The sequence below is a fragment of the Halosimplex pelagicum genome, from assembly GCF_013415905.1.
Classification (GTDB): domain Archaea; phylum Halobacteriota; class Halobacteria; order Halobacteriales; family Haloarculaceae; genus Halosimplex; species Halosimplex pelagicum.
On the sequence record NZ_CP058909.1, the window covers coordinates 351,265 to 375,187 of the forward strand.

The 23,923-nt window shown below is 68.7% G+C and carries 21 protein-coding genes; 7 read left to right on the forward strand and 14 right to left on the reverse strand.

Going from position 1 to position 23,923, the window contains the following annotated elements:
* Nucleotides 1–215: 215 nt before the first annotated feature.
* The 3 genes from nasA to HZS54_RS01875 form a co-directional block, all read right to left on the reverse strand.
* Nucleotides 216–2,372: an assimilatory nitrate reductase NasA gene (nasA, locus tag HZS54_RS01865; RefSeq protein ID WP_179920279.1), complete on the reverse strand. Its 2,157-nt coding sequence runs from the start codon at nucleotides 2,370–2,372 to the stop codon at nucleotides 216–218.
* A 294-nt stretch (nucleotides 2,373–2,666) separates the two neighbouring features.
* Nucleotides 2,667–3,419, reverse strand: a complete 753-nt coding sequence (locus HZS54_RS01870) for a ParA family protein (protein ID WP_179920280.1) — start codon at nucleotides 3,417–3,419, stop codon at nucleotides 2,667–2,669.
* 83 nt (nucleotides 3,420–3,502) lie between these two features.
* Nucleotides 3,503–3,931 (reverse strand): HIT family protein, encoded by a 429-nt coding sequence (locus HZS54_RS01875; RefSeq protein WP_179920281.1) that lies wholly within the window; start codon nucleotides 3,929–3,931, stop codon nucleotides 3,503–3,505.
* Nucleotides 3,932–4,780: 849 nt separating this feature from the next.
* Here HZS54_RS01875 and HZS54_RS01880 point away from each other — a divergent pair.
* Both HZS54_RS01880 and HZS54_RS01885 read left to right on the forward strand, forming a co-directional pair.
* Complete coding sequence (locus HZS54_RS01880) at nucleotides 4,781–5,431, forward strand: PH domain-containing protein (protein WP_179920282.1); 651 nt, start codon at nucleotides 4,781–4,783, stop codon at nucleotides 5,429–5,431.
* Nucleotides 5,428–6,159 carry a PH domain-containing protein gene (locus HZS54_RS01885; RefSeq protein WP_179920283.1) on the forward strand — a complete coding sequence of 244 codons (732 nt, stop codon included), beginning with the start codon at nucleotides 5,428–5,430 and terminating at the stop codon, nucleotides 6,157–6,159. The genes HZS54_RS01880 and HZS54_RS01885 overlap by 4 nt, the downstream gene beginning before the upstream one ends.
* A gap of 32 nt (nucleotides 6,160–6,191) precedes the next feature.
* Here HZS54_RS01885 and HZS54_RS01890 read toward each other — a convergent pair whose 3' ends face one another.
* Complete coding sequence (locus tag HZS54_RS01890; RefSeq protein WP_179920284.1) at nucleotides 6,192–6,428, reverse strand: hypothetical protein; 237 nt, start codon at nucleotides 6,426–6,428, stop codon at nucleotides 6,192–6,194.
* A 200-nt stretch (nucleotides 6,429–6,628) separates the two neighbouring features.
* The gene (locus HZS54_RS01895; RefSeq protein ID WP_179920285.1) at nucleotides 6,629–7,567 is read right to left on the reverse strand and encodes a branched-chain amino acid transaminase; all 939 of its coding nucleotides are present in this window, start codon (nucleotides 7,565–7,567) and stop codon (nucleotides 6,629–6,631) included.
* A gap of 195 nt (nucleotides 7,568–7,762) precedes the next feature.
* On the opposite strand from HZS54_RS01895, the gene HZS54_RS01900 reads away from it, so the two are divergent.
* The 3 genes from HZS54_RS01900 (at nucleotide 7,763) to HZS54_RS01910 (ending at nucleotide 10,898) form a co-directional block, all read left to right on the forward strand.
* Complete coding sequence (locus HZS54_RS01900) at nucleotides 7,763–7,924, forward strand: hypothetical protein (RefSeq protein WP_179920286.1); 162 nt, start codon at nucleotides 7,763–7,765, stop codon at nucleotides 7,922–7,924.
* Nucleotides 7,921–8,406, forward strand: coding sequence for a DUF3592 domain-containing protein (locus HZS54_RS01905; RefSeq protein ID WP_179920287.1), 486 nt, complete (start codon nucleotides 7,921–7,923; stop codon nucleotides 8,404–8,406). Before HZS54_RS01900 ends, HZS54_RS01905 begins: the two co-directional genes overlap by 4 nt.
* Nucleotides 8,407–8,519: 113 nt before the next feature.
* Nucleotides 8,520–10,898, forward strand: a complete 2,379-nt coding sequence (locus HZS54_RS01910) for a hybrid sensor histidine kinase/response regulator (RefSeq protein WP_179920288.1) — start codon at nucleotides 8,520–8,522, stop codon at nucleotides 10,896–10,898.
* Nucleotides 10,899–10,904: 6 nt separating this feature from the next.
* Here the strand turns inward: HZS54_RS01910 and HZS54_RS01915 are convergent, their stop codons facing one another.
* The 5 genes from HZS54_RS01915 to HZS54_RS01935 all read right to left on the reverse strand — a co-directional run bounded on the left by HZS54_RS01915 (nucleotide 10,905) and on the right by HZS54_RS01935 (nucleotide 14,888).
* On the reverse strand, nucleotides 10,905–11,333 hold the full coding sequence (locus tag HZS54_RS01915) for a plastocyanin/azurin family copper-binding protein (RefSeq protein WP_179920289.1): 429 nt from the start codon (nucleotides 11,331–11,333) through the stop codon (nucleotides 10,905–10,907).
* 65 nt (nucleotides 11,334–11,398) lie between these two features.
* Nucleotides 11,399–12,073, reverse strand: coding sequence for a 3,4-dihydroxy-2-butanone-4-phosphate synthase (gene ribB, locus HZS54_RS01920; protein ID WP_179920290.1), 675 nt, complete (start codon nucleotides 12,071–12,073; stop codon nucleotides 11,399–11,401).
* A gap of 1 nt (nucleotide 12,074) precedes the next feature.
* On the reverse strand, nucleotides 12,075–12,818 hold the full coding sequence (locus tag HZS54_RS01925) for a DUF120 domain-containing protein (protein ID WP_179920291.1): 744 nt from the start codon (nucleotides 12,816–12,818) through the stop codon (nucleotides 12,075–12,077).
* Nucleotides 12,819–12,976: 158 nt separating this feature from the next.
* Nucleotides 12,977–14,569, reverse strand: a complete 1,593-nt coding sequence (locus HZS54_RS01930) for a methyl-accepting chemotaxis protein (protein WP_179920292.1) — start codon at nucleotides 14,567–14,569, stop codon at nucleotides 12,977–12,979.
* Entirely contained in the window at nucleotides 14,562–14,888 is a 327-nt protein-coding gene (locus HZS54_RS01935) for a hypothetical protein (protein ID WP_218927114.1), read from the reverse strand. The genes HZS54_RS01930 and HZS54_RS01935 overlap by 8 nt, the downstream gene beginning before the upstream one ends.
* A gap of 820 nt (nucleotides 14,889–15,708) precedes the next feature.
* Here HZS54_RS01935 and HZS54_RS01940 point away from each other — a divergent pair.
* Both HZS54_RS01940 and HZS54_RS01945 read left to right on the forward strand, forming a co-directional pair.
* The gene (locus HZS54_RS01940) at nucleotides 15,709–16,341 is read left to right on the forward strand and encodes a YIP1 family protein (protein WP_179920293.1); all 633 of its coding nucleotides are present in this window, start codon (nucleotides 15,709–15,711) and stop codon (nucleotides 16,339–16,341) included.
* A 148-nt stretch (nucleotides 16,342–16,489) separates the two neighbouring features.
* A complete protein-coding gene (locus HZS54_RS01945) occupies nucleotides 16,490–16,684 on the forward strand; it encodes a hypothetical protein (protein ID WP_179920294.1) in 195 nt (64 codons plus the stop codon).
* Nucleotides 16,685–16,742: 58 nt separating this feature from the next.
* On the opposite strand, the gene HZS54_RS01950 is transcribed toward HZS54_RS01945, so the two are convergent.
* The 4 genes from HZS54_RS01950 to HZS54_RS01965 form a co-directional block, all read right to left on the reverse strand.
* Nucleotides 16,743–19,211: an ABC transporter ATP-binding protein gene (locus tag HZS54_RS01950; RefSeq protein ID WP_179920295.1), complete on the reverse strand. Its 2,469-nt coding sequence runs from the start codon at nucleotides 19,209–19,211 to the stop codon at nucleotides 16,743–16,745.
* A gap of 340 nt (nucleotides 19,212–19,551) precedes the next feature.
* Nucleotides 19,552–20,649, reverse strand: a complete 1,098-nt coding sequence (locus HZS54_RS01955; RefSeq protein ID WP_246391750.1) for an ABC transporter permease — start codon at nucleotides 20,647–20,649, stop codon at nucleotides 19,552–19,554.
* A complete protein-coding gene (locus tag HZS54_RS01960; RefSeq protein WP_179920296.1) occupies nucleotides 20,636–21,631 on the reverse strand; it encodes an ABC transporter permease in 996 nt (331 codons plus the stop codon). Before HZS54_RS01960 ends, HZS54_RS01955 begins: the two co-directional genes overlap by 14 nt.
* A gap of 189 nt (nucleotides 21,632–21,820) precedes the next feature.
* Nucleotides 21,821–23,794 carry an ABC transporter substrate-binding protein gene (locus HZS54_RS01965; protein ID WP_179920297.1) on the reverse strand — a complete coding sequence of 658 codons (1,974 nt, stop codon included), beginning with the start codon at nucleotides 23,792–23,794 and terminating at the stop codon, nucleotides 21,821–21,823.
* Nucleotides 23,795–23,923: the final 129 nt, after the last annotated feature.

The following is a 23,923-nucleotide window of genomic DNA, read 5'->3' on the forward strand; positions in this document are numbered from 1 at the left end:
ACTGAAGATATAAGGATGTAATACGTCGACTCCGGGGTTCGAAAATCGAACGGGCGTCGAGTTTCGGGCGTCGGTCGCGCTCGGGTCGCGGCGGCGGCGTCGAGCGGCGGCGCGTGCCGAGCGCGTGCCGTGCAGGACCGGACGATCGGCCGTACAGCCCCGCTGTGGCCGTCGCTGTGGAGGGAGACGAACGCGGAGAACGGGGCCGACGCTCGTCAGTCGTCGGCGCGCGCGGGCGAGGTGGCCGCCGCGGTCGCCCGGTCGGCGGGCGCGACGAGCCGGACGGCGCACTGCTTGAAGTTCGGTTCCTTCGACTGGGGATCCAGCGCGTCGACGGTGAGGCGGTTGGTCGCCGGGTGGTGGATCGGCAGCCAGACCAGCCCCTCGGGGACGGCCGGGTCGGGGTCGACCGTCGCCGGGACCGCGTCCCGACGCGTCTCGACGACGACGGTACCGTCATCGACGGCGTCGCTCGCGGCGACGGTCTCGGGGTTGACCCGCGCGACGACCGGGTCGAGGTCGTCGACGTCCCGCGAGCGGACGCCCGTGTTGTACTGCTCGGACTCGCGGGCGGTCGTCAGCGTCAGCGGGTAGTCGTCGTCGACCGGCTCGGGCAGCCCCTCCTGGCGGGCCGTCGAGAAGCCGGCCTTCCCGCTGGGCGTCGGGAACGACCACGACTCCTCGCCGGTGTTCGGCTCCGGTTCGACCCCGTTGTCGCCGTCTCTCGGGACGTACCCGCGGTTGCCGTCGTCGCCGTCGTAGTAGCGGTAACCGGCGTCCGTCTCGGCGTCGGGCGCGGGCCAGCGCAGCGCCTTGAGGTCGTCGAGCCGGTCGTAGGTGATCCCGGACATGTCGGCGATACTGCCGGCGGTCATCCCGGCGAACTCGTCGAACAGCGTCTCCGGGTCGGGGTCCGGGTCGTCGAACAGCTCGGGGAACAGCCGCGCGCCGATGGTCGAGATGATCCGCAGGTCGGTCCAGACGCCGCTGGGCGCTTCGGTCGCGGCACGCACGCGCGAGACGCTACGCTCCATGTTCATCGCCGTCCCCTCGGACTCGCCCCACGTCGCCGCCGGGAGGACTACGTCCGCGAGTTCGGTCGTCTCGGTCCGGAAGGCGTCCTGGGCGACGAGGAACGTGTCCTCCAGCGCCGCCTTCGCCGCGCTCGCGTCGGGCATCCCCGCGACCGGGTTGGTCGCGACGGTGTAGGCGACCGCGACCTCGTCGCCGAACGCGTCGAAGGTCCCGACGGGGCCGGGACCGGCGTCGTCGGGGAGCCGGTCGACGGGCACGCCCCACTCGTCGGCGACGAACGCGCGCTCGTCGGGGTCCTGGAACGGGCGCTGACCCGGCCACGACCCCTTGCACGAGCAGACCCGGGTCCCCATCGAGTTGGCCTGTCCCGTCAGCGAGAACGGGCCGCTCCCCGGCCGGAGGTTCCCCGTCGCGAGACAGATGTCGATCAGCGCCCGGGAGATGTCGGTCCCCTGGACGTGCTGGTTGACGCCCATCCCCCAGTAACACAGCGCGTCGCGCGCGAAGGCGTCGGCGAGGCGGTCCACGTCGTCCATCGAGACGCCCGCCTGTTCGGCGGCGGACTCGCTGTCGGGCAGCGCCGCCCGGAGGTCGTCGAACCCCTCGGTCGCCTCGGCGACGAACTCGGTGTCGACGCGGTCGGTCTCGTCGACCCGGGCGAGCACCGCCCGCGCGAGCGCGAGGTCCTGCCCGGGTTCGGGCGCGACGTGGGCGTCGGCGTGGCCGGCCGTCTCGGTCTCGACGGGGTCGACGGCGATCAGCTCGACGCCGTCTTCGCTCGCGGCCTGGCGGATCCACCGGAACATGACGGGGTGGGCCGCCGCCGGGTTCGCGCCCCAGACGACGTGGGCCTCGGCCTCCGGGATGTCGTCGTAGCTGCAGGGCGGCGCGTCGCTGCCGAACGCCTGGTAGTACGCGGTGACGGCGCTGGCCATACACAGCGTCGTGTTGGCGTCGTAGTAGCGGGTCCCGAAGCCGCCGCGGGCGAGTTTGCCCAGCGCGTAGGCGGCCTCGTTGGTCTGCTGGCCGCTGCCCATGACCGCGACCTCGCCGTCGGGCATCTCGATCCCCTGGAACGCCTGCAGCGCCTCCGACAGCGCCACGTCCCAGGTCGTCGAGACCAGCTCGCCGTCGCGACGCACCATCGGTCGGGTCAACCACTCCCCCTCGGGGTCGGAGGTCTCGCGCACGCCGCGCTGGCAGGCAAGCCCCTCGTTGACCGGGTGGGCCGCGTCGCCGCGCACCACGTCGATCCCGTTCCCGATATCCGCCCCCCGCTGGAGGTGCCCGCAGCCGACCGCACAGCGCATACACGTCGTCGGCACCCAGTCGCTCACGACTCGATCGCCCCCGACCGCGCCGGCGTTTCGGTTTGTCCCGATCTTCCACGACAATGTAGACGAACACAAACCATTCTGTCGTCTACTAATCTATACGTCCTACACTAAACACTATCCCTTCAAGGATTAAAACACATACCGACACGATCGAAACGGACGGTCAGTTCCGTCGTGCCGGCCCCGTCGCTGACGGTGTGGGGCTCGGGTCGACGAGTGGGCTGTTCGGGTCGATGCGTGGGCTGTTCGGGTCGACGCGTGGACGATCCGGGCGCGACGGGAATCGAGCGGCGGCTACCCGGGCAGATAGTCGGTCATCGACGAGGACTCCGGTTCGGGTAAGTCGAGGTCGGCGTCGGTGAGCGCCTCGACCGCCGACGCGACGGCGACGGCGAACTCGGTCGGTTCGACGGCGGCCGGTGCCTCGGAGAGCGCCCCCGTCTCGCCCGCCGGGACGACCGCGTCGGCCGCCTCGACAGTCCGGCTCTCGCCCGCGAAGTTCGCGACGACGGTGTCGACCGCGGCGTCCACGTCCGCCAGTCGGTCGCACATCCGGGGGACGGCGTCGCTCCCGCGCTCGGCGTCGGGGACGACCAGCGCCACGGCGTCGGCGGCGGTCACGGCCGCGACCGCCTGGTTGGCCCCCACGGGCGGCACGTCCACGAAGACGGCGTCGTAGCGGTCGGTCGCCGCCGACAGCCGCTCGGCGAGTCTGCGGGCGCACTCGCTGGTCTTCGCGCGCGCCAGCCGCTCGAACGGCGTCCGCGCCGGCGCGACGGTCACCGACCCTGGCACGTCGAGCCCGAGCCGCGTCTCCACCTCGGCCAGCGGCCGGTCGTCGGTCAGCACGCGCGTCACGTCTGGTTCGATCCGCTCGGGGACGAACGCCGACAGCCCCTGGGTCGCGAACGCCGCGTCGACGACCGCCGCGTCACGGCCGGCCCGCGCCAGCGTCGCCGCGAACTCGACGGACAGCCGCGTCGCGCCCGCGCCGCCGACGCCCCCGACCACCGCGTAGCACTCGCCGCTCCCCTGCGTTCCGGTCATACCCCCGCTTGGTCGCCTGCTAGTTGAAAAACCTACGCGTCGGACGAGGGTCGGCGAGGAGCAGTACTCCGCCCGGTCCGGACTCACTCGGCGCGCTCGGAGATGCTCGCCGCGATATCGTCGAGTTCGTCGTCGTCCAGGTCGGGCCGTTCGCCGAAGATGGAGTGGATCGGCCGGCTGCCGTCGTCATCGAAGCGCGGGACGATATGACCGTGCGTGTGGGGGACCTCCTGGCCCGCGACCTCGCCGTTGTTGAACGCGACCGTCGAGCCGTCGGCGCCGGCCGCCGATTCGACCGGGTCGACCAGCCGCTGCATCACCGCGAACACGTCCGCCGCCAGGTCGTTCGGCATGTCCTGGACGTGTTCGTGATGGGCTTTCGGGATGACGAGCGTGTGCCCCGGCGCGAGCGGGTTCGCGTCGAGGAAGGCCAGCACGTCGTCGTCCTCGTAGACGGTGCGACTCGGGATCTCCCCGGCCACGATCGAACAGAAGATGCAGTCGTCGCTCATGTGCGAGGCGTCGAAGCGAGGCCCAATCAAGGTTGCTCCACCATCTTTTTCGCGGAGGGGTGGGCAAACCGCGCCCACCCCTCCGCCAAAAACATGGGTGAAAAAGGCCGCCTCCGCGGGGCTTCGCCCCGCTCCGGCGGACGAACCGCGCGCCGCCGGCGCGCGGATGCTCAGTGCAGGTGACGGCTGTTGCATTTGGGGTGGCAGTGCGGTCGGCGCGTGCTGTCGAGCGTGCCCGTCTCCTGGCGGGCCGCTCGAAACAGTCGCGCGAGGGATGAGAGAGTGAGTGGAACGAACGAGCGAATCGGTTGGGGAGGCTCGTGGCCGTCTGCGGTCGCGGTGCGGTCGCGGTGTTGTCCCTGGCGGACTGAAAGGGCGAGGCGCGCTCGCGCCGGTAGTCGCCTGAGCGGGCACTATCCGCGCGGGCGGTGCCGAGAGCGCGGATATCTCGCTCAGCGACCGCGAGCGCGGCGAGGGCTTTCATCGTTCACTGTTCCCCGCGGTCGTGACTCCGGCTAGCGAGCGCGCCGAGGGCTTTCATCGCCCGCGGTCTCCATCAAGTGCGGCCGCTGTCTCTCGACTTCCGTAACCGTCGAGCAGACGAGCGCCGACCGGGATGGGGTCCCATCGGAATCCACGGTGGAGACGCCAGCCGCGGAACCGATCCGGGAGCGCTCCGACGAGTACCGGGTCGCGGCCGACGAGCGCAGCGTCGTTGAAGGGGTCCTGCGGGAGCCAGGCGCCTTTTTCGTCCGGGTCCGGATCGAAGGCGGGGACCACACCGCGCGGCGACCCACCGAATCGGACGGTCCCGTGGTTTTATCCCGGCGAGCGTGCCACTGACGTGATATGAACGAGGAACACGAGTGGCTCTCGCTCGACCCTGACGAGTCGGTCGTCTGGACGGGCCAGCCTCGCGTCTGGCGGATCGTCGGCACCGCCGCGGGGGCGGCGGTCCTGTCGATACTGGCCCTCGCGGGCGCCGTCTTCGTCACGACGCAGGTGGCACTCGACCCCGCCGAGTTCCCGGTGGCCCCCGGCCTCGCGGTCTGGGGCGTCGCGGCGCTGATCGTCGCCTCGCAGGTCGCGACCGTCGCCTGGGCGTATCTGAAGGTCGACCACACCGACTACGTGCTGACCGACCGTCGGATCTACCTGAAGACGGGCGTGCTCTCGGAGACGGTCACGAGCGTCGGCGTCGACCGCGTCCAGAACACGACGCTGCGCAAGGATATCACCGGCAACCTCTTCGACTACGGGACCGTCGCCGTCTCGACCGCCGGCAGCGGCGGCGCGGATCTCGCCGTCTCGGATCTGGACGACCCCGAGGCGTTCCGCGACGCGCTCCAGGCGCAGGTCCGCGCCGCCGACGAGCGCGGGGCGGGCGAGGACGGCCCGGCGCCCACCGCCGGCGCGCTCGACGACGCGACCGTCGAGGCGCTGCTGGAAGAGGCGAGGCAGTTGCGTGCGGTCGCCGAGCGCATGGAGGAGCACGCATGAGCGGCGATTCCGACGCGAGCGCCGACGGAGAGGCCGGCGACTCGCTGACCGACCGCGCCGCGGCGGCGACCGACTCCGACGTGTCGGAGTGGCTCTCCTTGGAGCCCGGCGAGGAGGTCGTCTGGGTCGGCGAGCCCACCAAACTGCGGATGGTCGGCACGCTCGTGACGGGCGTGGTCCTGATCCCCTTCCTCATCGGGATCGTCATCCTCCTGTTCTCGCCGCTGTCGTACCTGGGGATCAAACACACCGACTACGTGGTGACCAACCGCTCGCTGTACGTCAAACAGGGGATCCTCAGCACCAACATCGAGAGCGTCGACCTCGACCGCATCCAGAACACGGAGTTCACCCAGTCCTTTTGGGGCACGCAGCTGGGCTTCGGCACGATCGAGATCAGCACCGCCGGGAGTTCCGGCGCCGACATCTCCTTCGACGACGTGGAGGACGCTCGCGACGTGCGCGAGGAGATCTCGCGGGTCCAGCGGGAGTTCGGCGGGGGCGGCGGCCGCGACGGAACCGGGGGAGGCAGCGACGACCGCGCGCCCGGTCGGCGGGCCGCGAGCGCCGACCAGCTCGAGGAACTCGTCGCGGAGCTACGCGCGACCCGAGAGGCGCTCGAACGGGTCGAGGCGCGGATGGGCGAGCGGTCCGACGGGCGATCCGACGACGCCCCCGGCGAAGCGACCGACGGCGCCGACGCGGTCACGTCGGACGAGGGGAACTGAGAGCGCGCCGGCGGCGCCCGCCTCCGCCCCCGCTACTCGCGGGAGAGCGTCGCCGAGACCTCCTCGACGGGTTCGTCGCAGGACGAGCAGGTCGACTTCTCCTCGGCGACGTAGACGGTCCCGCAGGCGGGACACTCGAACAAGCTCGCCGTCGGTTCCGCGGTCGGCTCGCCGCCCTCGGCCGGGTCGTCGGTCGTCGCGGTGTCGCCGCCACCGGCGCGCTCGCGGGCGTCGCTCAGCACGGAACGCAGGCGAGTGGTCAGCGCCATCCGGCGACCACCCCTGTGGGCGTCCCGTGCTCGCAGTCCCGTATACGCCAGTCGCGACTACCGGTCGTACTCGTCGGTTGCATCTATCCGACTTCGGGCGTAAACGCCCGTGACAGTTACCCCTAATTGTTTAGCCACCCCGCCACGGTGGGCGGCCGCCGGCGGCGCGCTCCCGAGCGGGAATCGGCGAACGGCCCGCGCTAGACGTACGTGAACCAGTCGTCGTAGCCGTCCAGTCGGCCCTCGACGAGGTCGAAGAACTGGTCCTGGATCTCGTCAGTGACCGGGCCCTTCGTGCCCTCGCCGATGACGTTGTCGTCGACGCTGCGGATGGGGGTGACCTCCGCGGCGGTCCCGGTGAAGAAGAGCTCGTCGGCGGTGTACAGCTCGCCCCGGGAGATGGTGGCCTGGTCGTGGACGGTGTAGCCCAGGTCGCGGGCGAGTTCGATGGCCGTCCGGCGGGTGATGCCGTCGAGGATGGACTCGGCGAGGCCGGGCGTGTAGATCTCGCCGTCCCGCACCAGGAAGAGGTTCTCGCCGGGGCCCTCGGCGACGTTGCCCTCCTTATTGAGGACGATCGCCTCGGTGTAGCCGTTGCCCTTGGCCTCCTCGGTGGCGAGCATGGAGTTGACGTAGAGGCCGGTGGTCTTCATGTTCGTCGGGATCTGGCTGGAGGCGTGCTTGCGCCACGAGGAGACCATCACGTCGACGCCGTTTTCGAGGGCGTCCTCGCCGAGGTAGGCGCCCCACGGCCAGGCGCCGATGGCGACCTTCGTCGGGCAGTCGCCGGGACTCACGCCCAGCGAGTCGTAGCCGTAGAAGGCGATCGGCCGGATGTAACACGACTCCAACTCCTCCCGGCGGATCAGTTCGATCGTCGCCTCGGTGAGCTCTTCGGGCTCGAAGGGGATGTCCAGATCGTAGGGCTTGCCGGACTGGTAGAACCGTTCGAGGTGTTCCTCCCAGCGGAAGACGGCGGGGCCGTCGACCGTGTCGTAGCAGCGGACGCCCTCGAAGACCCCCGAGCCGTAGTGGAGGCCGTGGGTGAGGACGTGGATCTGTGCGTCGTCGAAGTCGACGAACTCGCCGTCCATCCAGAGTTCGTCGACGCCCTGGAACATTGCTGGGCGCTCGCTCATTGGTCGTACCTCCCGGTGAGGGTCCCCGTCGATTTATACGTTGTCGGTCCGCCGGCGTCGCGGCTGCGCGTGCTGACCATATCGAACGTTGCGACCCCGCTGGTAAGAGTGTTGACGGTCGCCTGGGACCCGGTAACACAAACAGACGCCCGAGTTACGGGAGGGCTTTTCACGGAACGCGCCGACGAACCCGACATGACGACGACTGGCGAGCGGCCTCCGAGCGGCACGGACGGGACGCGACGGATCGTCGGTCCGTACTCGGCATCGGCGAGCGGGCCCTCCACGACGGCGCTCACCGACGCCCGGACGGCGGTCGCCGCGGCGCCGACCGGAGTCGGGAGGGGAGCGGCGTGAGCGACGATTCCGGGCTGTCGATCGACGGGCCGGAGTCGCTCCGCGGGGCGTTGCTCCTGCTCCTCGTGGGGCTGGCGATCACCGGCTACGGCGGCTACGACTACGTTCAGCAGTCCGAGGCGGTGCGGGACTCGGTCGAAGTGACGGCGACGGTCGAGTCGGTCGGCGTCGAGACGACCTCGGCCAGACGCGGCGTCGACCACGAGCCGACGGTCCGCTTTACCTACGAGTACGAGGGGACGGCCTACGAGAGCACCAGCGTCTTCCCCGCGTCGATATCGCCGACCTACGACACGGAGTCGGCGGCCCGCGAGGTCGTCGCCGAGTACGAGGAGGGCGCGACGACCACCGCCTACGTCGCGCCCGACCGGCCGGGCGACGCGTTCCTGCAGAACCGGACGACGAACACGCCGCTGTTCGCCGCCGCCTTCGGGCTGTTCTTCGTCCTGGGCGGCGGGTGGTTCTCGCTGAAACACCTGTAGGCGCGGTTCCTCGCGGACCGCCGTCCGGGGCCGGTCGCGTCGCGGGCGACCGTGTTCTCCGCGCTGAGACTCGTTCCCGTAGCTATTTCAGGATCGATCGCCAGAGAGACGGTATGACGCAGTCGATCCGTGTGCTGCTCGTCGACGACGACCGGGCGTTCACGGAGACGGCGGTCGAGCGGCTCGAAGAGGCGGCGAGACCGTTCGACGTGACGGCGGTGGAGCGGGCCGACGAGGCGCTCGACCGGCTCGACACAGGGCGGGTCGACTGCATCGTCACCGGGTCCCGGCTCCCCGACCGGAGCGGGCTGTGGCTCCTCGACGCCGTCCGCGAGCGCCACCCGGAGATCCCGGTGATCCTCGCGGCGCGGGAGAGCGAAGCCGTCGCCCAACGGGCGATCGACGCCGGCGCGGCCGAGTTCCTCCGGAAGGGCGCGCCCGACCAGTACGCCCTCCTGACCCACCGGATCGACGACGCGGTCGGGTCGGCCGGGCCCGTCGACCGCGGTTCGCCCGGCGCCGTCGAACGGGTCGACGGCGGCGGGACCGTCGAGCCCGTCGACGAGGCGGCCGAGCGCGCCGGCGAGGTCGACTGGCCGCGGCTGGTGGTCGAGCACATGAGCGAGGGGGTCTACGTCGTCGACGGCGACTACCGGTTCCGGTTCGCGGACCACCGGATGGACCGACCGCCGACGGCGATCCACGGCGGGCTGGAGGGGGAGCGACTCTCGGTGCTGGCCGAGACGGGCGTCCTCGAACCGGAGGACGTGCGGCGGGTGACCGAAGCCGTCGACGCCGTGGTCGGGGGCGAGGCGGCGGAGCGCCACGTCGAGTTCGAGTCGCCGGTCGAGTCGCCGACCAGGGCGGTCGACCTCAGGGCGGTTCCGGTCGACGCCGGCGGGGCCGAGCGGTTCGCGCTGCTGACGACCCGCGACGTGACCGAGCGCCGCGACCGCGAGCGCGAGCTGGCGCGCTACGAGACGCTGGTCCAGGAGGTCACCGACATCGTCACGGTCATCGACGAGGCGGGGATCGTCGAGTACCAGAGCCCCGCGGCCGAGCACGTGCTGGGCTACGACCCGGACGACCTCGTCGGCGAGTCGGCGTTCGAACACGTCCACCCCGAGGACCGCGAGCGGGTGGCCGAGCAGTTCGCGGCCCTCGTCGAGCGGCCGGGGTCGACGGAGGGTATCGAGTTCCGGATACGGACCGCCGCGGGCGAGTGGCGCTGGCTCGAGTCGAAGGCGACCAACCGGACCGAGACGGCCTTCGAGGGGTACGTCGTCACCTCGCGGGACGTGACCGAGCGCGTGCGGCGCGAGGAGCGGCTCAGCGCGCTCCACGAGGCGACGCGGGCATTCATGGAGGCGCCCGACCGCGAGTCGGTGGCCGAGCGGGCCGTCGAGACGGCGCGTGACGTGCTGGACATGCCCGTCAACGGGCTCTGGTTCTACGAGCCGGAGACCGACGCCCTCGAGCCCGCGGCGGTCACCGCCGAGGCCGCCGACCTGCTCGGCGCGGCGCCGACCTACGACAGCGGCGAGAGCCTCTCCTGGGAGGCCTTCCAGTCGGGCGAGGTCCGCGTCTACGACGACCTCTCGACGGCCGAGGGGCTGTTGAACCCCGACACGCCGATCAGCAGCGAGCTGATACTCCCCCTAGGCGAGCACGGCGTGTTGAACCTCGGTGCGACCACCGAGCAGGCCTTCGACGAGATGGACGTGTCGCTCGCCCGGATCCTCGCGAACACGACCGAGGCCGCGCTCGCGCGGGCCGACCGCGAGAGCGAACTCAGGCGCCGCCGCGAGGAGCTGTCCCGCCAGAACGAGCGCCTCGAGGAGTTCGCGAGCATCGTCAGTCACGACCTCCGGAACCCGCTGAACGTCCTCGCCGGGTGCCTGGAGATGATCGACACCGACGACGACGAGGCCCTCGACCTGTGCGAGCGGTCGGTCGAGCGGATGGAACAGCTCATCGAGGACATCCTGACGCTGACCCGCCAGGGCGAGCGCGTCGACGCGGTCGAACCCGTCGACATCGAGGGAGTCGCCCGGACGAGCTGGGCGACCGTCGCCACCGGCGACGCGACGCTCGACGTCGACGCCGGGACGGTGGTCGAAGCCGACGAGTCGCGGCTCCGCCAGCTGTTCGAGAACCTGTTCCGGAACGCCGTCGAGCACGGCTCGACGAGCCCTGCTTCGCAGGCTCAGCAGGACGCGGTCGAGCACGCCGGCGACGGCGTGACCGTCCGCGTCGGCGCCCTCGACGGCGAACCGGGCTTTTTCGTCGAGGACGACGGCCCCGGCATCCCCGCCGACCAACGGGACCAGGTCTTCGAGAGCGGCTTCTCGACCGCGTCGGGCGGCACCGGACTCGGCCTCTCGATCGTCGCGCAGACCGCCGACGCCCACGGCTGGGACGTTCGCGCGACCGACGCCGACGGTGACGGCTCGGGCGCGCGCTTCGAGGTCGTCGGCGTCGACGAAGCGTGAGGCCGGCTACGCCTCGACGACGACCGTCCCGACCATCCCCTGGCGCGAGTGGGGGATGCAGACGTAGGTGTACTCGCCGGCCGTCTCGAAGGTGTGCTCGTAGGTCTCGCCCTGTCGAACCGTCTGCCCGACCGCCCCGTCGTCGTAGCTGGCGAACGGCTCGGCGCCGTCGGGCAGCGTGACCTGCGGGGCGTCGCCGGGGCGACAGCCGACGTTGTGCGTCGGGCTGGCGAAGTACCAAGTGACCGTCTCGCCGACCGAGACGGTGTACTCCTCGGGGTCGAAGGCGTAGGACCCGCCTGGGCCGGCGACGATATCGCCCGAGTTGGGCGTTCCAGTCGGCCCGTCGGTGTCGTCGTTCGTACAGCCGGCGACGGCGCCGGCGGCCGCGAGACCGATGGCACGGAGGAGCGAGCGGCGCGAAACGCGGGTCATCGTCGGGGCTGGGGACGGACGGGTCTTCAGTGGCTCGGAACGGACGCGAAACCGAGCCGACGGCCCTACCCGAGTCGCTCGACGACGGCCGACCCCTCGACGTAGACGAGCCCCTCGCGGTCGGCGTATGTTCGGGCGGCGGCGGGCGAGAGCGCTCCACCGGTTTCGTCGTCGAGCATCTCGCAGACGACCATCGCCGGCGGCAGGTCGGCGGCGCCGGCGAGCGCGACAGCGAGTTCCGTGTGGCCCTCCCGATCCGCGAGGAGGTCCGGCGCGGCCCGCAAAACGTGGACGTGGCCGGGCGCGCGGAACTCGCCGGCGAAATCCACACTCTCGGGGTCGGCCGCCGCGGCGGCGAGTTCGGTGATCGTCAGCGCCCGATCCTCGTCGGTGATCCCGGTGTAGGTGTCGCGGTGGTTGACCGTCAGCGAGAACGAGGACCGCTCGTCGTAGCCCAGGTCGTGGTCGGCCGCTGCGGGGTGGTCGATGACCTCCTGTACGTAGGGGAGGTCGAACGCCGCCGCGACGGCGTCGGCGAGCGCGACGCAGACGAGCCCGCCGGCGTCGTTGCGCATGCGGGCGACCGCCTCGGGCGTGACCGCGCCCGCGGGGTAGATCAGGTCGACCTCGCCCTCGCGGTCGGCGGCGTCGTGGACGAGGATCGGGTCGCCGCGGCGCAGCGCGTCGACCGCTCGGTCGACGGTGGCAGTCGCGGTCGCGGTCGATGCGTCGCCGGTCATGCTATCGCTGTTCGGTGACATGGATGGTGAGCGGGGAGCCGTCCGCCAGGTCGAGCTCGTCGCGGAGCTTCACCGGCGCGATGATCTCGAGCTGGTCGTCGCCGTGGTGGGTGCGCTCGGGCGTGATGACGTGGGCGTCCTCGAACCGGGCTGTGTCGCCGTCGTCGGAGGCTGCGGCCCCGCTCTCGCCGCCCTCGACCTCGACGGCCGCGGGGTAGCAGTAGGCGGGGCCGTACGTGCGCTCGTCGTCCTCCCAGCCGTCGATGGTGACGGGCTCGAACGAGGAGAGCCGGCCGCGCTCGCGGACGCTCTCCTCGCCGAGTTCGACGTTGAGCGTCCCGAGGAACGGCTCGTAGCCCAGTCGGTCCTCGAACTGGCGCATGTAGCCCGGCAGCGAGATGTAGTGGCGTCCTTCGCCCATCCCGCTGGTGATCGACCCGCGGAGTTCGACGCTGGCGTCTCGTTCGAAGATGCGCCGGTAGTCGGCGTACTCGCGCTGGAGCGCGCGCTCGCCGGCCTCCGTGACGGTCACCCACTGGCCGTCGCTGACGATCTCCCGTTCGACCAGGTCGGCCTCCTCCAGCCGCTGGAGCCGCCGCGAGGCCGTCTGCGTCGAGGCGTCCAGGCGCTCGGCCAGCGCCGAACAGGAGACCTTCTGGTCGCCGTCGAGGCCGCCCGACAGCGCCAGCGCCTTCAGCGTCGCCAGCTCGGCGTGGCCCACCGACGACGCCGTGATACTTGACATACCCCTCACTAGCGACCACTCGCCGATAAGAGTACCGGATGTGGGATGCGTCCCAGAATTGAGTAAGACGATCGTGACGGATCGGTCCGTCGGTCGCGTGTGGCGAGAGAACGGACCGGTGCGTCATAACGGCACCGAGTCGCTGCCGGCCGCGCGGGTCACGCCCCGGGGTCGTGGCCGCCGTCGGTGGCGGCGGGAGTCGCGGCGTCGCTGCCGCTCGCGGCGTCGCCGACGACGAACCCGTCGAGCAACTCCCGGAGGTCGTCGGCCCGATCGGAGAGCGAGCGGGCGTTCTCGGTGGCCTGCGTGAGCGAGGCGGTCTGCTCCTCGGCGGCGGCCGAGACCTGGTCGGACTCGGCGTCGATCCGGCCGGCCATCTCCGAGACCTCGTCGACCATGCTCGCGACCTCCTCGGTCGAGGCGGCCTGGTCGTCGGTCGCGGCGCTGATCTCGGTGATGCTGTCGTGGGCGGTCCGGACCGTCTCGGCCATCTCCTCGAGGGCGTCCAGCGCCTCCTCGGTGGTGACGGCGCCGGACTCGACGCGGTCGGTCATCTCGCGGATGTCTTCGACCGTGTCGTCCGTCGAGTCCTGGATGTCCGTGATGAGCCGTTCGACCTCGTCGGTGGCCTCGGCGGCCTCGCCGGCCAGGCCCTTGATCTCGTCGGCGACGACGGCGAACCCCTCGCCGGCCTCGCCAGCCCTGGCGGCCTCGATGCTCGCGTTCAGCGCCAGCATGTTCGTCTGCTCGGCGATCTCGGCGATCATGTCGACTACTTCGCCGATCTCGTCCATCTCCGCGGCCAGCGACTCCACCTCGTCGACGGTCTCGCCGGCCTTGGCCTCGATGGCGTCGAGTTCGTCGATGGCCTCGCCGGCGGCCTCGCGGCCGGCCTCGCCGACTTCGACGGCTTCGCCGGTGGCGTGGTCGAGTTCGTCCGCCGAGGCGGCCACCTCCTCGACGGCGCCCGAGAGCGTGCTCATCTCCGTGGCGACCGACTGGAGGCGGTCGTTCTGCTCGTCGGCGTCGGCCGAGACCGCCTGCATCGACTCGGCGACCTGCTCGCTGGCCGACTGGCTCTCGGTCGCGCCGGCCTCGACCTCCTCGCTCGACGAGCCGACATCCTCGGCGAACGACCGGGTCTCCCGGATCGTCCCCTCCAGGTCGTCCATCATCGCGTTGAACGACGCCGCGATCTCCGCCATCGCCTCGTTGTCGGCCTCGGCGTCCATCCGCCGGGTGAGGTCGCCCGCCGCGGCCGCACCCATCACGTCGCCGAACTCGGTCGCCTTCCGTTCCAGGGTCTCGCTCAGCCGCTGGGCCTGCTCGCGCTCGCGCTCGGCCCGTTCTTTGGCCTCCTCGGCCTCCTCGCTGGCCCGCTCGGCCTCCAGCCGGGCGTCCTCGGCGTCCTCCTGGAGCTCGACGGCTTCCCGTCGGCTCGCATCGGCCTCCTTCGTCGCCGTCTTCATGTCGTCGACGACGGCCATCGTTCCCGTCGACCCGACGGCGTAGACGCCGATGGTCGTCCCGAGGAACATCATGCTCAGCGCGTTCATCAGCGTCGGCGCGACGCCGAGCCACTCCAGCAGGACCGACCCCGTCCACAGCAGCCCCAGCGTCGCCCCGAACGTGAAGTTGACCCAGAACCCGCGTTCGAGATCCGTGTCCTTCCAGTTCCGCACGCCGTAGACGATCGCCGCGCCGAACCCGAGCGCCGCGACGAGGTCGAAGACGACGGTGAGACTAACCATCGTCGGCCACCCCGCGTTCGAGGTCGGTCGGTCGGTTCGCTGCCGGTCCGGCGTCGTCGCGGTCGACCTCGTCGCCCTCGATCTCGCGCCGCCGGTGGACGTACGCCGCCAGGAAGAAGGCGATCCCGGCGCCCATCAGCCCGAACGCGTGTTCGACACCGTTCATCACGCCGCCGAGCGCGAGGTCCTCGATATTCGTCGCCAGCGCCGCGACGACGAGCAACGCGTAGCCGACCGCGAACCACCGCGACGCCGCCCGATACTGGATCGCGACCGGCACGATCCCTATCACGGCGACGACGGCGATCGCGACCGACATCGGATCCAACGTCGTCCAGATTCCCGCCATTTCTATTTCACCAGTACCACCGACATCGTTCGACCCCCGACATCAATCTACCCGCCCGATTCTAACGAAAGATAATCGAGTTTTCCGTTCGCGAGGGAGTGCCGCGGTGCCCGATCCTCGAAGCGAGGACCTTCGTTGGGAACTGTATATCTCGAACTGGCCAGAACCATAAATTACGGAGCTATTAATAAAAACACACACATCAGATAAAATTGAATATCCGCGAATCGGCATCCGAAGTCACAGTCCGCTCCGAAGTCGACCAACTAGCGGCCGTCATCTCCACGTTCATCGCCAAAAGCGTGAGATACGAACTCGCGTCGCGAGATCGACGACCACATCACTCGACCGGAGACGAACACTGCAGGTATATTAGTGAGAGAGACGAGATAGAGCCATATATCCGAGTTTAATAGACTATCTTACTATTTTCGTTGCTAATTTCGAATAATATGGCAAAATACGAGAGTTCCGACGACGGAGAAAACTCCATAAGACTATAATTAAATAATTCGTACTATTTCAGAATCTTAGCACCGAGATTATGGTTGATCGATGGAGGTCCTCTAGCCAGTGGGGTGGAGTGGATTACAATAGTATACGTGTTATGTACTGGTCTGATCTCTACGTACCCATACATAGTAGAACGGTCCGGCGAGGTAGTGTGCTGTCGTCATCGCGACCCGGTCTCACACCGTCGGCTACCGGATCTGTCCCGAGCGGGCCTGAGCGCGCTATTTCGTTCGCCGGATGCAAAATATATTTACGATAGGTCCGACAACCGGTGTCCATGGCGGTACGCGTATTCGGGGATCCGGAGCCGTTTATCCAACGCAAAGCAGCGACGGGACGACTCGTGATACCGACCCTCATCGTGAGCGCCGTCTCGGTCGCGATGAGCCTGCAAGCGGCGGCGGTGTACATCGCGCTGGGTCCCGCCGTGTCGGAAATCATCAACGCCGTCATTCTGCTGGGCGGATACTACTTCCTCGAGGGCTTTCTCCTCTGGCTGGGCTTCTCGTTCGCGCTGTACGTCCTGGCCTTGGCAGCGGGCGGGCGCCCCCTTTTCGGCCACATCACTCGGATCGTCGGCTGGGGGATGGCGCCGTTCGTCGGAACGGGACTCGTCTGGACCGCCGGCCGCTACTACGCGTTACAGGACGCTACGCCCCCGAAACTGGCGATCAACAGCCGGATCGAACACGAGACGAACGGGCTGGCGGAGTTCATGAGTCACGCAGCGGGGGAACCGGCGTTCGTCGCTGCGATGGTCGTCGGCGGCCTCTTTCTGGTCGTGAGCGGGTATCTCTGGACGCTCGGCCTCACGAAAGCGGGGGAGCTCAGTAAGGCCCGGGCCGCCGTCGTGTCGGCGATACCGCTGCTCGTCTTCTTCGGCTGGCGGTTCTTCAACAGCGCCGTCTGAGAGGCGGGACGGCGAGCCGTTCTCGCCGACCGCGTGATCCGAGCGACGTTCCCGCCCCACCGCTCGACAGCAGCGACGGGCGAGTTCGGCCGCCGTCCCGTTGTTCACCGATGACAATCGTTAAACGAGTGTTATCCGTACTGCCGGTATGGGCCTCGTTCGACAGGTGTCGCGAATCGTCCTCACGCTGGACGTTCTGTTCGTCCTGTTGCTCGGCTTCTCGTACGCGTTCGGTACGCTCGACGCCGAGACGCGCGTCGTGACGACGCTCGCGGCGATCCCGATCGCCCTGTCGTTTTTGAGCGCGGCTGTCGTCGTCGCGGTCGACTGGGACCCGTTGTAACCGGAGAGCGGGTTCGCTGTGGGGACTATCGAAGCGGGGTCACCGACTGTCCGCCGAACTACTCCGGCCGACCCGATTCGAGGAAACAGGCCACACCGCGGCCGGGACCGTCCTCCGTGACCGACACGGTCTCCGGGGACCGGGTCTGACAGACCGTCTCGAACTCGGTTCTGAACAGCTCGTCTGCGGCATCGGTCCGCCCCTCGGCGATGTGTTCGAGCCCCGTCGACAACACGCGTTCGGCGTCGGGGTCGCTCAGTTGCTCGGGGATACCGAAGTGGTCCCGCACGGCCGCCGGAAGGGGCTCGGCCGACCCGTCGGCAGTCGGCTCGCCGTTCGCGTCCTCGAGAATCCGCGCTTCGGCCTCCGCGCGGTCGAGCCCCTCCCGCTCGATAGCGACTTTGAGGTCCATCACCGCGTTCCACGCCGATCGCTCGAAGTCGTACTCCGCCGGGGGGATCACCTCCGAACACCTGGTGTGGTACCGACACCCGCGGGGCGGGTCGGTCGGGTCGGGAACGTCGATACGGCGCATCGGTCCGTCGCCGGCCTCGACCGACTCCTGAGACCCGAGATCCAGCTCCGGTGTGGCCCACCGGAGCGCCCGCGTGTAGGGGTGTTTCGGGTCGTTCATGATCTGATCGACGGTCCCGACCTCGACGATCTCGCCGAGGTACATGACCGCGATCCGGCCGTCGGTCTTGCCGGCGATGTACCGGGCGTTCGAGAGGTCGTGCGAGACGAAGAGGTACGACGTGTCGAACCGCTCCTGCAGCTCGATCATCAGGTCCATGATCTCCACCCGCAGGCTCACGTCGAGCGCGCTGACCGGCTCGTCGGCCAGGATGACCTCGGGGTTCATCAGGAGCGCGCGGACCAGCGCGACCCGCTGTTTCTCGCCGCCGGAGAGCTGGTGGGGGTACCGCTCGATGTAGTCTTCGGGGGGCGCCATGCCGACGTATTCGAGCATCGAGAGGACGAGTTCCTGCCGCTCCCGTTCGGACTTGTCCCGCTGCCAGCGTTTCAGCGGCGCTTCCAGCATCGAACTCACACGTCGCATGGAGTTGAGCGAACTGCCCGGGTCCTGGTGGACGATCTGGAGCGACCGGCGGATCTGTCGATACGGCGTCTCGATCTCGCCGAGGCGCTTTTTCGCCCGCCAGACGTCCTGTCCCCTGTACTCGACGCGTCCGCCGGTCGGCTCCTGCAGCGCGACGCCGACTTTCCCGAGCGTCGTCTTCCCGCAGCCGCTCTCGCCGACCAGCACCAGCACGTCGTTCTCGTAGATGTCGACGTCGACGCCGTCGACCGCCCGGACGACCTCCGGGTCCGAGAGGATCGAGTCCAGCGGCCCGTCGTCCTCGAAGTGGACCTCGACGTCCCGCATCGAAACGACCGGCTCGGTCGACGGGTCGGGTCCGGACCCGCCGTCGTCGTCCCGTTCGACGGGCGTGCGCTCGTCTGCGCGATCGCCGGCATCGCCGTCACCGGTCGGCATGGGGACTGCATCCGCCGCGTCCTCCCAGTGATGACAGGCGACCACGTGGTCCTCGGACACCCGGTTCCCGCCGGGGTCCTCCCGTCCACACCGCTCGTCGGCGAGCGGACACCGCGGATGATACGAACACCCCGTCGGCGGGTCGACCGGGTCCGGGCTCGACCCCACGATCGGCTCCATCGCGTCGAGCGGCATCGACGGGTTGGGCGTCGACTTCAACAGCGACCGGGTGTACGGATGGGACGCGTCGCGCAGGAGCGTCTCGAGCGGCGCGGTCTCGACGAACTCGAAGCCGTACATGACCGCCAGCCGGTCGACGAGGCCCGCGACCAGCGGGAGGTCGTGCGTGATGAACACGATCGTGAGGTCGTACTTGTCCTTCAGCTCCTCGATCATGGAGATGATAGAGCGCTGCATCAGGAGATCCAGCGCGGCGGTCGGCTCGTCCATCACCAGCACTTCGGGTTCGAGCACGAGCGACAGCGCGATGAGCGCCCGCTGTTTCATCCCGCCGCTCAGCTCGTGGGGGTAGGCGTCGAGCACCCGGTCGGGGTCGAGATAGAGGTCCGAGAGCAGCTGGCGCGCCCGCTCCATCCCCTCCGAGACGGGCTCGTCGTGTGCGCTCAGCGTCTCGACGAAGTGGGTCCTGATCTCCCGGACGGGGTTGAACGAACTCATCGCTCCCTGGAACACCATCGAGACCTCCTCCCAGCGGTATCGATTACGCTCCTGTTTGTCGAGTTCGAGCACGTCGACCGGCTCGCCGGAGTCGGGATAGTACGTGATGTCGCCGGTCACCACGCCCGGGTCGACGACCGCGTCGAGCAACGAATCGGCGAACATCGACTTTCCGCTCCCGGACTCGCCGACGACGCCGAGTATCTCGTTTCGCCCGATCTCGAGGGTCACGTCGTCGAGAACGCGCGAGACGCCCCGGTCCATATTGAACCGGACCGTCAGGTCGCTAACCGTCAGGATCGGGTCGGACACCGACAGCGGGTCGTCGGGGTCCGTCTGGGAGACCGTCATCGCGACCCCCGCTGGGCGTCGCTCCCGGCGGTCGGCGTCGGTTCGACCGGTTCACCGGCGGCCTGTCGTCGACCGCGCCTCCACAGACCGATCCGCCGACTCGACGGAACGACCGCGCGTGTCCGGGTCGGGCGTCCGCTTCCCGGCCCGAGGCGCCGCCCTGGGAACCGGTCGCGGCTCGGCCGCACTGGACGCAGATGACACTTGGCCGTCGTACACTGTCGGCGCTCGTTCATTCGTAACGTGCGAGTGGTAACCTGGACGCGATTTAACGGTTTCGGGACTCCGTGACCGTCGCCCCGGCGCGACGGGCGGACCGCCACCGGAGTGATGGCCGCAGTCAGAACCACGAGGACGCGGCCGTCTCCGTCTCGTTGCCCTCCTCGGCCGAGACCTCGTCGGCCGTCTCGGCGTGGCTCGCCCTGACGCGGGGGTTGAAGACGCGGTCCAGCGACTGCGAGAGGAGGATCATGCCCATCGAGAGCCCGACGACGGCCACGATCGGCACGATCAGCCAGTGGACGGCCTCCATTCGATAGTGGGCGCCGTACTGGTAGGCGAGGTTCATCGTGACTCCCCAGTTGGGGTCCGAGAACGGGAGGACGCCGATGAAGTACAGGCCGACCGCACCGAAGATCACGTTCCGGCTCGCGTGGACGAGGTTGACCGAGATGTACGTCATGAGGTGGGGCAGGATGTCCTTCGCGATGATGGCGCTCGTGGGGATCCCCATCGCCCGCGAGGCTTCGGCGTAGGACTCCTCGCGGATCGTGAGCACCTGCGACCGGATCGAGCGGGCGAGACCGGCCCAAGCGGCGACCGAGAGGAGCAGCCCGATCAGCCACGGGCTCTTCGGGGAGAAGATGGCCGCGAGCACGATCACCAGCGGGAGACCCGGGAGGTTGATGAACACGTCGGTGACCGTGCTCAGCAACGTGTCGACCAGCCCGCCCTTGTACCCCGCGACGGTGCCGAAGAGCGTGCCCACCGTCACCGTGAACAGCCCGCCGGCCGTCATCATCTTCAGGATCGGCCCCGTCGAGTAGACGGTCAGCGACAGGAGGTCCGACCCCGTGTTGTCGGTGCCGAGCGGGTGCTCCCAGTTCTCGAACGGCCCGAGCAGCGGCTCACCGTCCATGACGGTCGTCGGTTCGACGACCAGCGGGCCGAGGATCCCCATGGCGAGATAGAAGAGGATCAACGTGCATCCGATACGAGCGCGCCAGTCGTCCCACAGCACCGAGACGGGCGTGTAGACGTAGTACCGGTAGAGCGTCTCCAGTTGGTCTCGGCGCGTGTTCTCGACGGTGTGGTCCGACGCCTCGCCGAGCGCATCGAGCGGCGAAGCCGTCCGTTGTCCGCCGTCGCTCCGGGGACTCGCAGCGCTCGTCGTTTCCGCCCGATCCGACTCGGCCGCCGTGTCGTCAGTACGTGTCACTGTTAGTACCCTCCACGCGGGGATCGATCTTGCTGTAGGTGAGGTCGGCGACGAAAAGCGCCACCACGACCGCGATCGTGATCACCATGAAACAGCCCAGCATGACCGGATAGTCGCGGTGGTCGACGCTCTGGACCAGGATGAACCCCATCCCGTAGTAACTGAAGACCGTCTCGAGTATCACCGCACCGCTGAACATGCTCCCGAGGGAGATCATGAAGCCGGTGTACATCGGGAGCAGCGCGTTCCGAGCGACGTACTGGACGGCGATCGTCCTGTCTGAGAGGCCCCGGAGTCGAGCCACCCGCAGGTAGTCCTCGCCCAGTACCCGGATGCTGTTGCCGCGCATCGAGAGCGAAGCGATCCCGCCCGACAGGACCAGCGAGAGCACCGGGAGTACCGCGTGGTTGATCACCCCGGAGATGTACGGCCAGGTGAACCCCGGTGTCATCCCGTTCGGGGCGCGTCCGCTGGTGGGGAAAATCTGGTACCGGTAGGAGAGGAACAACACCAGCAGGACGGCGAAGACGTAGTAGGGGATCGACCCGGCGACCATCGCGTACGACGTGAGCCCGAGGTCGAGCCGGCCGCCCTCGTAGTACGCCATGAGCGCCCCGAGCGCGATCCCGACGAAGAAACTCAGGAACGTCGCCCAGCTCAACAGAAAGACCGTCCAGGGGAGCGTGTCCGCGATCATCACGCTCACCTCCTTGCCCGACCACAGCGAGGTCCCGAGGTCGCCCCGCAACACGTCCGTCATGTAGTCGATGTAGGCGATGTGGATCGGGTCCTCGGGGTCGATCCCCGCGAGGTTCGTCACCTGCGCCTGGATCTGGCTCGCCTCGACCCCTTCGGTCTCTAGCTGGGCGATGAGCGCGTCGATGACGTTCCCAGGCATCAGCCGGATCAGGACGAACGACAGGGTGATCACCACGTAGATGGTTATCACCACCTGTCCGAGCCGCTTGAGCAACCATCTCATATGCCGACAGTCCAGAGCAATACTATTTGAATGTTACGCTCGACCGCCGCGAGTGCCGTCCGCCTGCCAGGTTGGGGTCAGTCGAGCGGCGCTGTGCGCACTCGAACGGCCGGGGATCGCGGGCCGGCGTCGGTTCGCGCTGCGGCCGACAGCCGAAACGCGGGGTCGGGCTGCCGGCTCACGGACCCGTCACTGCGTCGTCGCGATATGGCCCTCGCGGAGGAGCCACCAGTTCGCGCTCGGGCTGTCGCGGGGCGCCGGCTCGTCGGTCGTGATCTCGAACCCGTCGTTGTGCAGCGCGCCCATCCAGGGGCGCGAGCAGACCCAGGTCGCCATCTGATACTGGTTCCAGACCCACCCGAGCTGGGTGAGCACCTCCTGCTGTGTCGCCGCGTCCGTCGTCGACTCCATCGTCCCGATGACCTCCGAGAGGTCGACCGTCTCCAGGGAGCCGTTCTCGGGGTCGAGCACCGCTTCGCCGACGCTCGGGACCGTCAGTTCCGTGGGGTAGTGGAACCGGCGCTGGTCGTATCCCAGCATGGCGCCGGACTTCCAGTTCTCGAGCGAGTCGTCGATGCTGCTCGGGTCGATGTACGTGTCGAACTCGCCGTTCCTGCGTCGGTCGACGAAGGTCGGGTCGTCGACGATGTCGAGGGTCACGTCCCAGCCGAACGAGTTGAGGTCCGAGGCCATCGACCGCGCCGCGGGCACGCGCGACGGGAAGTCCGCGGTCAGCAACACCAGTTCTGCCTGCTCACCGTTCTCGTTGAGAACCGTCCCTCCCTCGTAGGAGTACCCCTCGGAGGCGCGGATCATCTCCTCGGCGCGGTCGAGCTTGGGTTCGCCGTTGTCGTCCGAGTGGGCGGTGAACTGGTCGGTGGGGAACCAGTCGCTCTCGATGTCGTTGAAGTGCAGGTTCGTATCGACGCGCGTCCAGGGCTCCCAGATACCCTGTCCCTGTGCCGCCGCGGCGTTGGCGCGGTTGATGGTGAACGAGATGGCGTGGCGGATCTCCCGCTCGAAGGTCGGCCGGTTCTGGTTCTCGGGGAGGTTCGCGCCGGAGTTCATGACGAGCCGCAACAGTCGGTTGTTGTCGCGGCTGTAGTTCTGGTACCCGTCGTCGGCGGGCATCTGGTTCTGCAGGTCCTGGCCGAACGGGAGCCCGGTGTCGACCATGTCGACCTGTTCCTCGAGCCACGCGAGCCGCTCGTCCTCGTGGGTGTTCCACTCGATGCGGTCGTACTCGATGTCGTCCGCGAAGCGGTGGTCCTCGTACACCGAGAGCTCGAGGTAGGTCGGTTCGACGGTCTCGAACTTGTACGGACCGTAGCCGACGAACCGCTCGCCGTCGACGGTCACGTCGGTGTGTTCGCCCAGCTCGGAGAGGACCTCGCCGAACTCGTCGGACCCGGGCCCGGCGCTGTCGAGTCGGTCGCGCCACTCGTTCCAGTGGGCCGGGTGGAACGGGTAGAGGTACTCGTCGAGCAGGAGCTTCGCGAACCACCGGGGGTTCCACTGCTGGGTCAGGTCGAACCGGATGGTGTAGTCGTTCTCGACCTCCCAGTCGGTGAAAAACCGGTCCATGTTCGTCTCCTGGTCGTTGTGCTCGTTGATCATGCTCTGGATGTCGTATCGCAGAGCGATGGACTCGGCCGTGTAGGGGTCCCCGTTGTGCCAGGTCTGCTCGCGCAGCTCGACGTACGCCGTCTGGCCGTCGATCTCGAAGTTGCGCGCGTGGACCGGATGGATCTCGCCGGTGTTCACCGAGTACTTCACCAGCGGGTCGAACAGGATGCGCCCGAACCGGGCGCTGTTCGTGATAGCGTTCGCCGGGCCGAACGCTCCGTTCATGTGGAACTGGTCCATCTGGTTCGTCCCGACTCTCACGATGGCCGTCGACTCGTCCGCCTCGGTGCTTCCGTCGCCACCGCTGCTACCGTCGCCGCCACCGGACCCACCGCTACTACCGCCGTCGGCGGAATCTCCGCCGCTCCCCGACTCGGAGCCTCCGTCACCACCGGAACCGGACGTGCCCGTACTTCCGCTGTCGCCGCAACCGGCAACGAGCCCCGCCGCCGTCACCCCGGCACTCTGGAGCATCCGTCGCCGGGTCAGCTGGTCGTTGATCTCTGCAACTCTCGGGTTGTCGGACTCGGGAGCCACAGCCGGCTCTTTCCTCGATTGGTATATAAAAATTTCTAATTTATACATATATGAGTTGGGAGGCCGTATTGAATACCCCCCCTCGAAACCGACCCGCCCAGGCTCACACCCGAAGGCGTCGAACGCGGC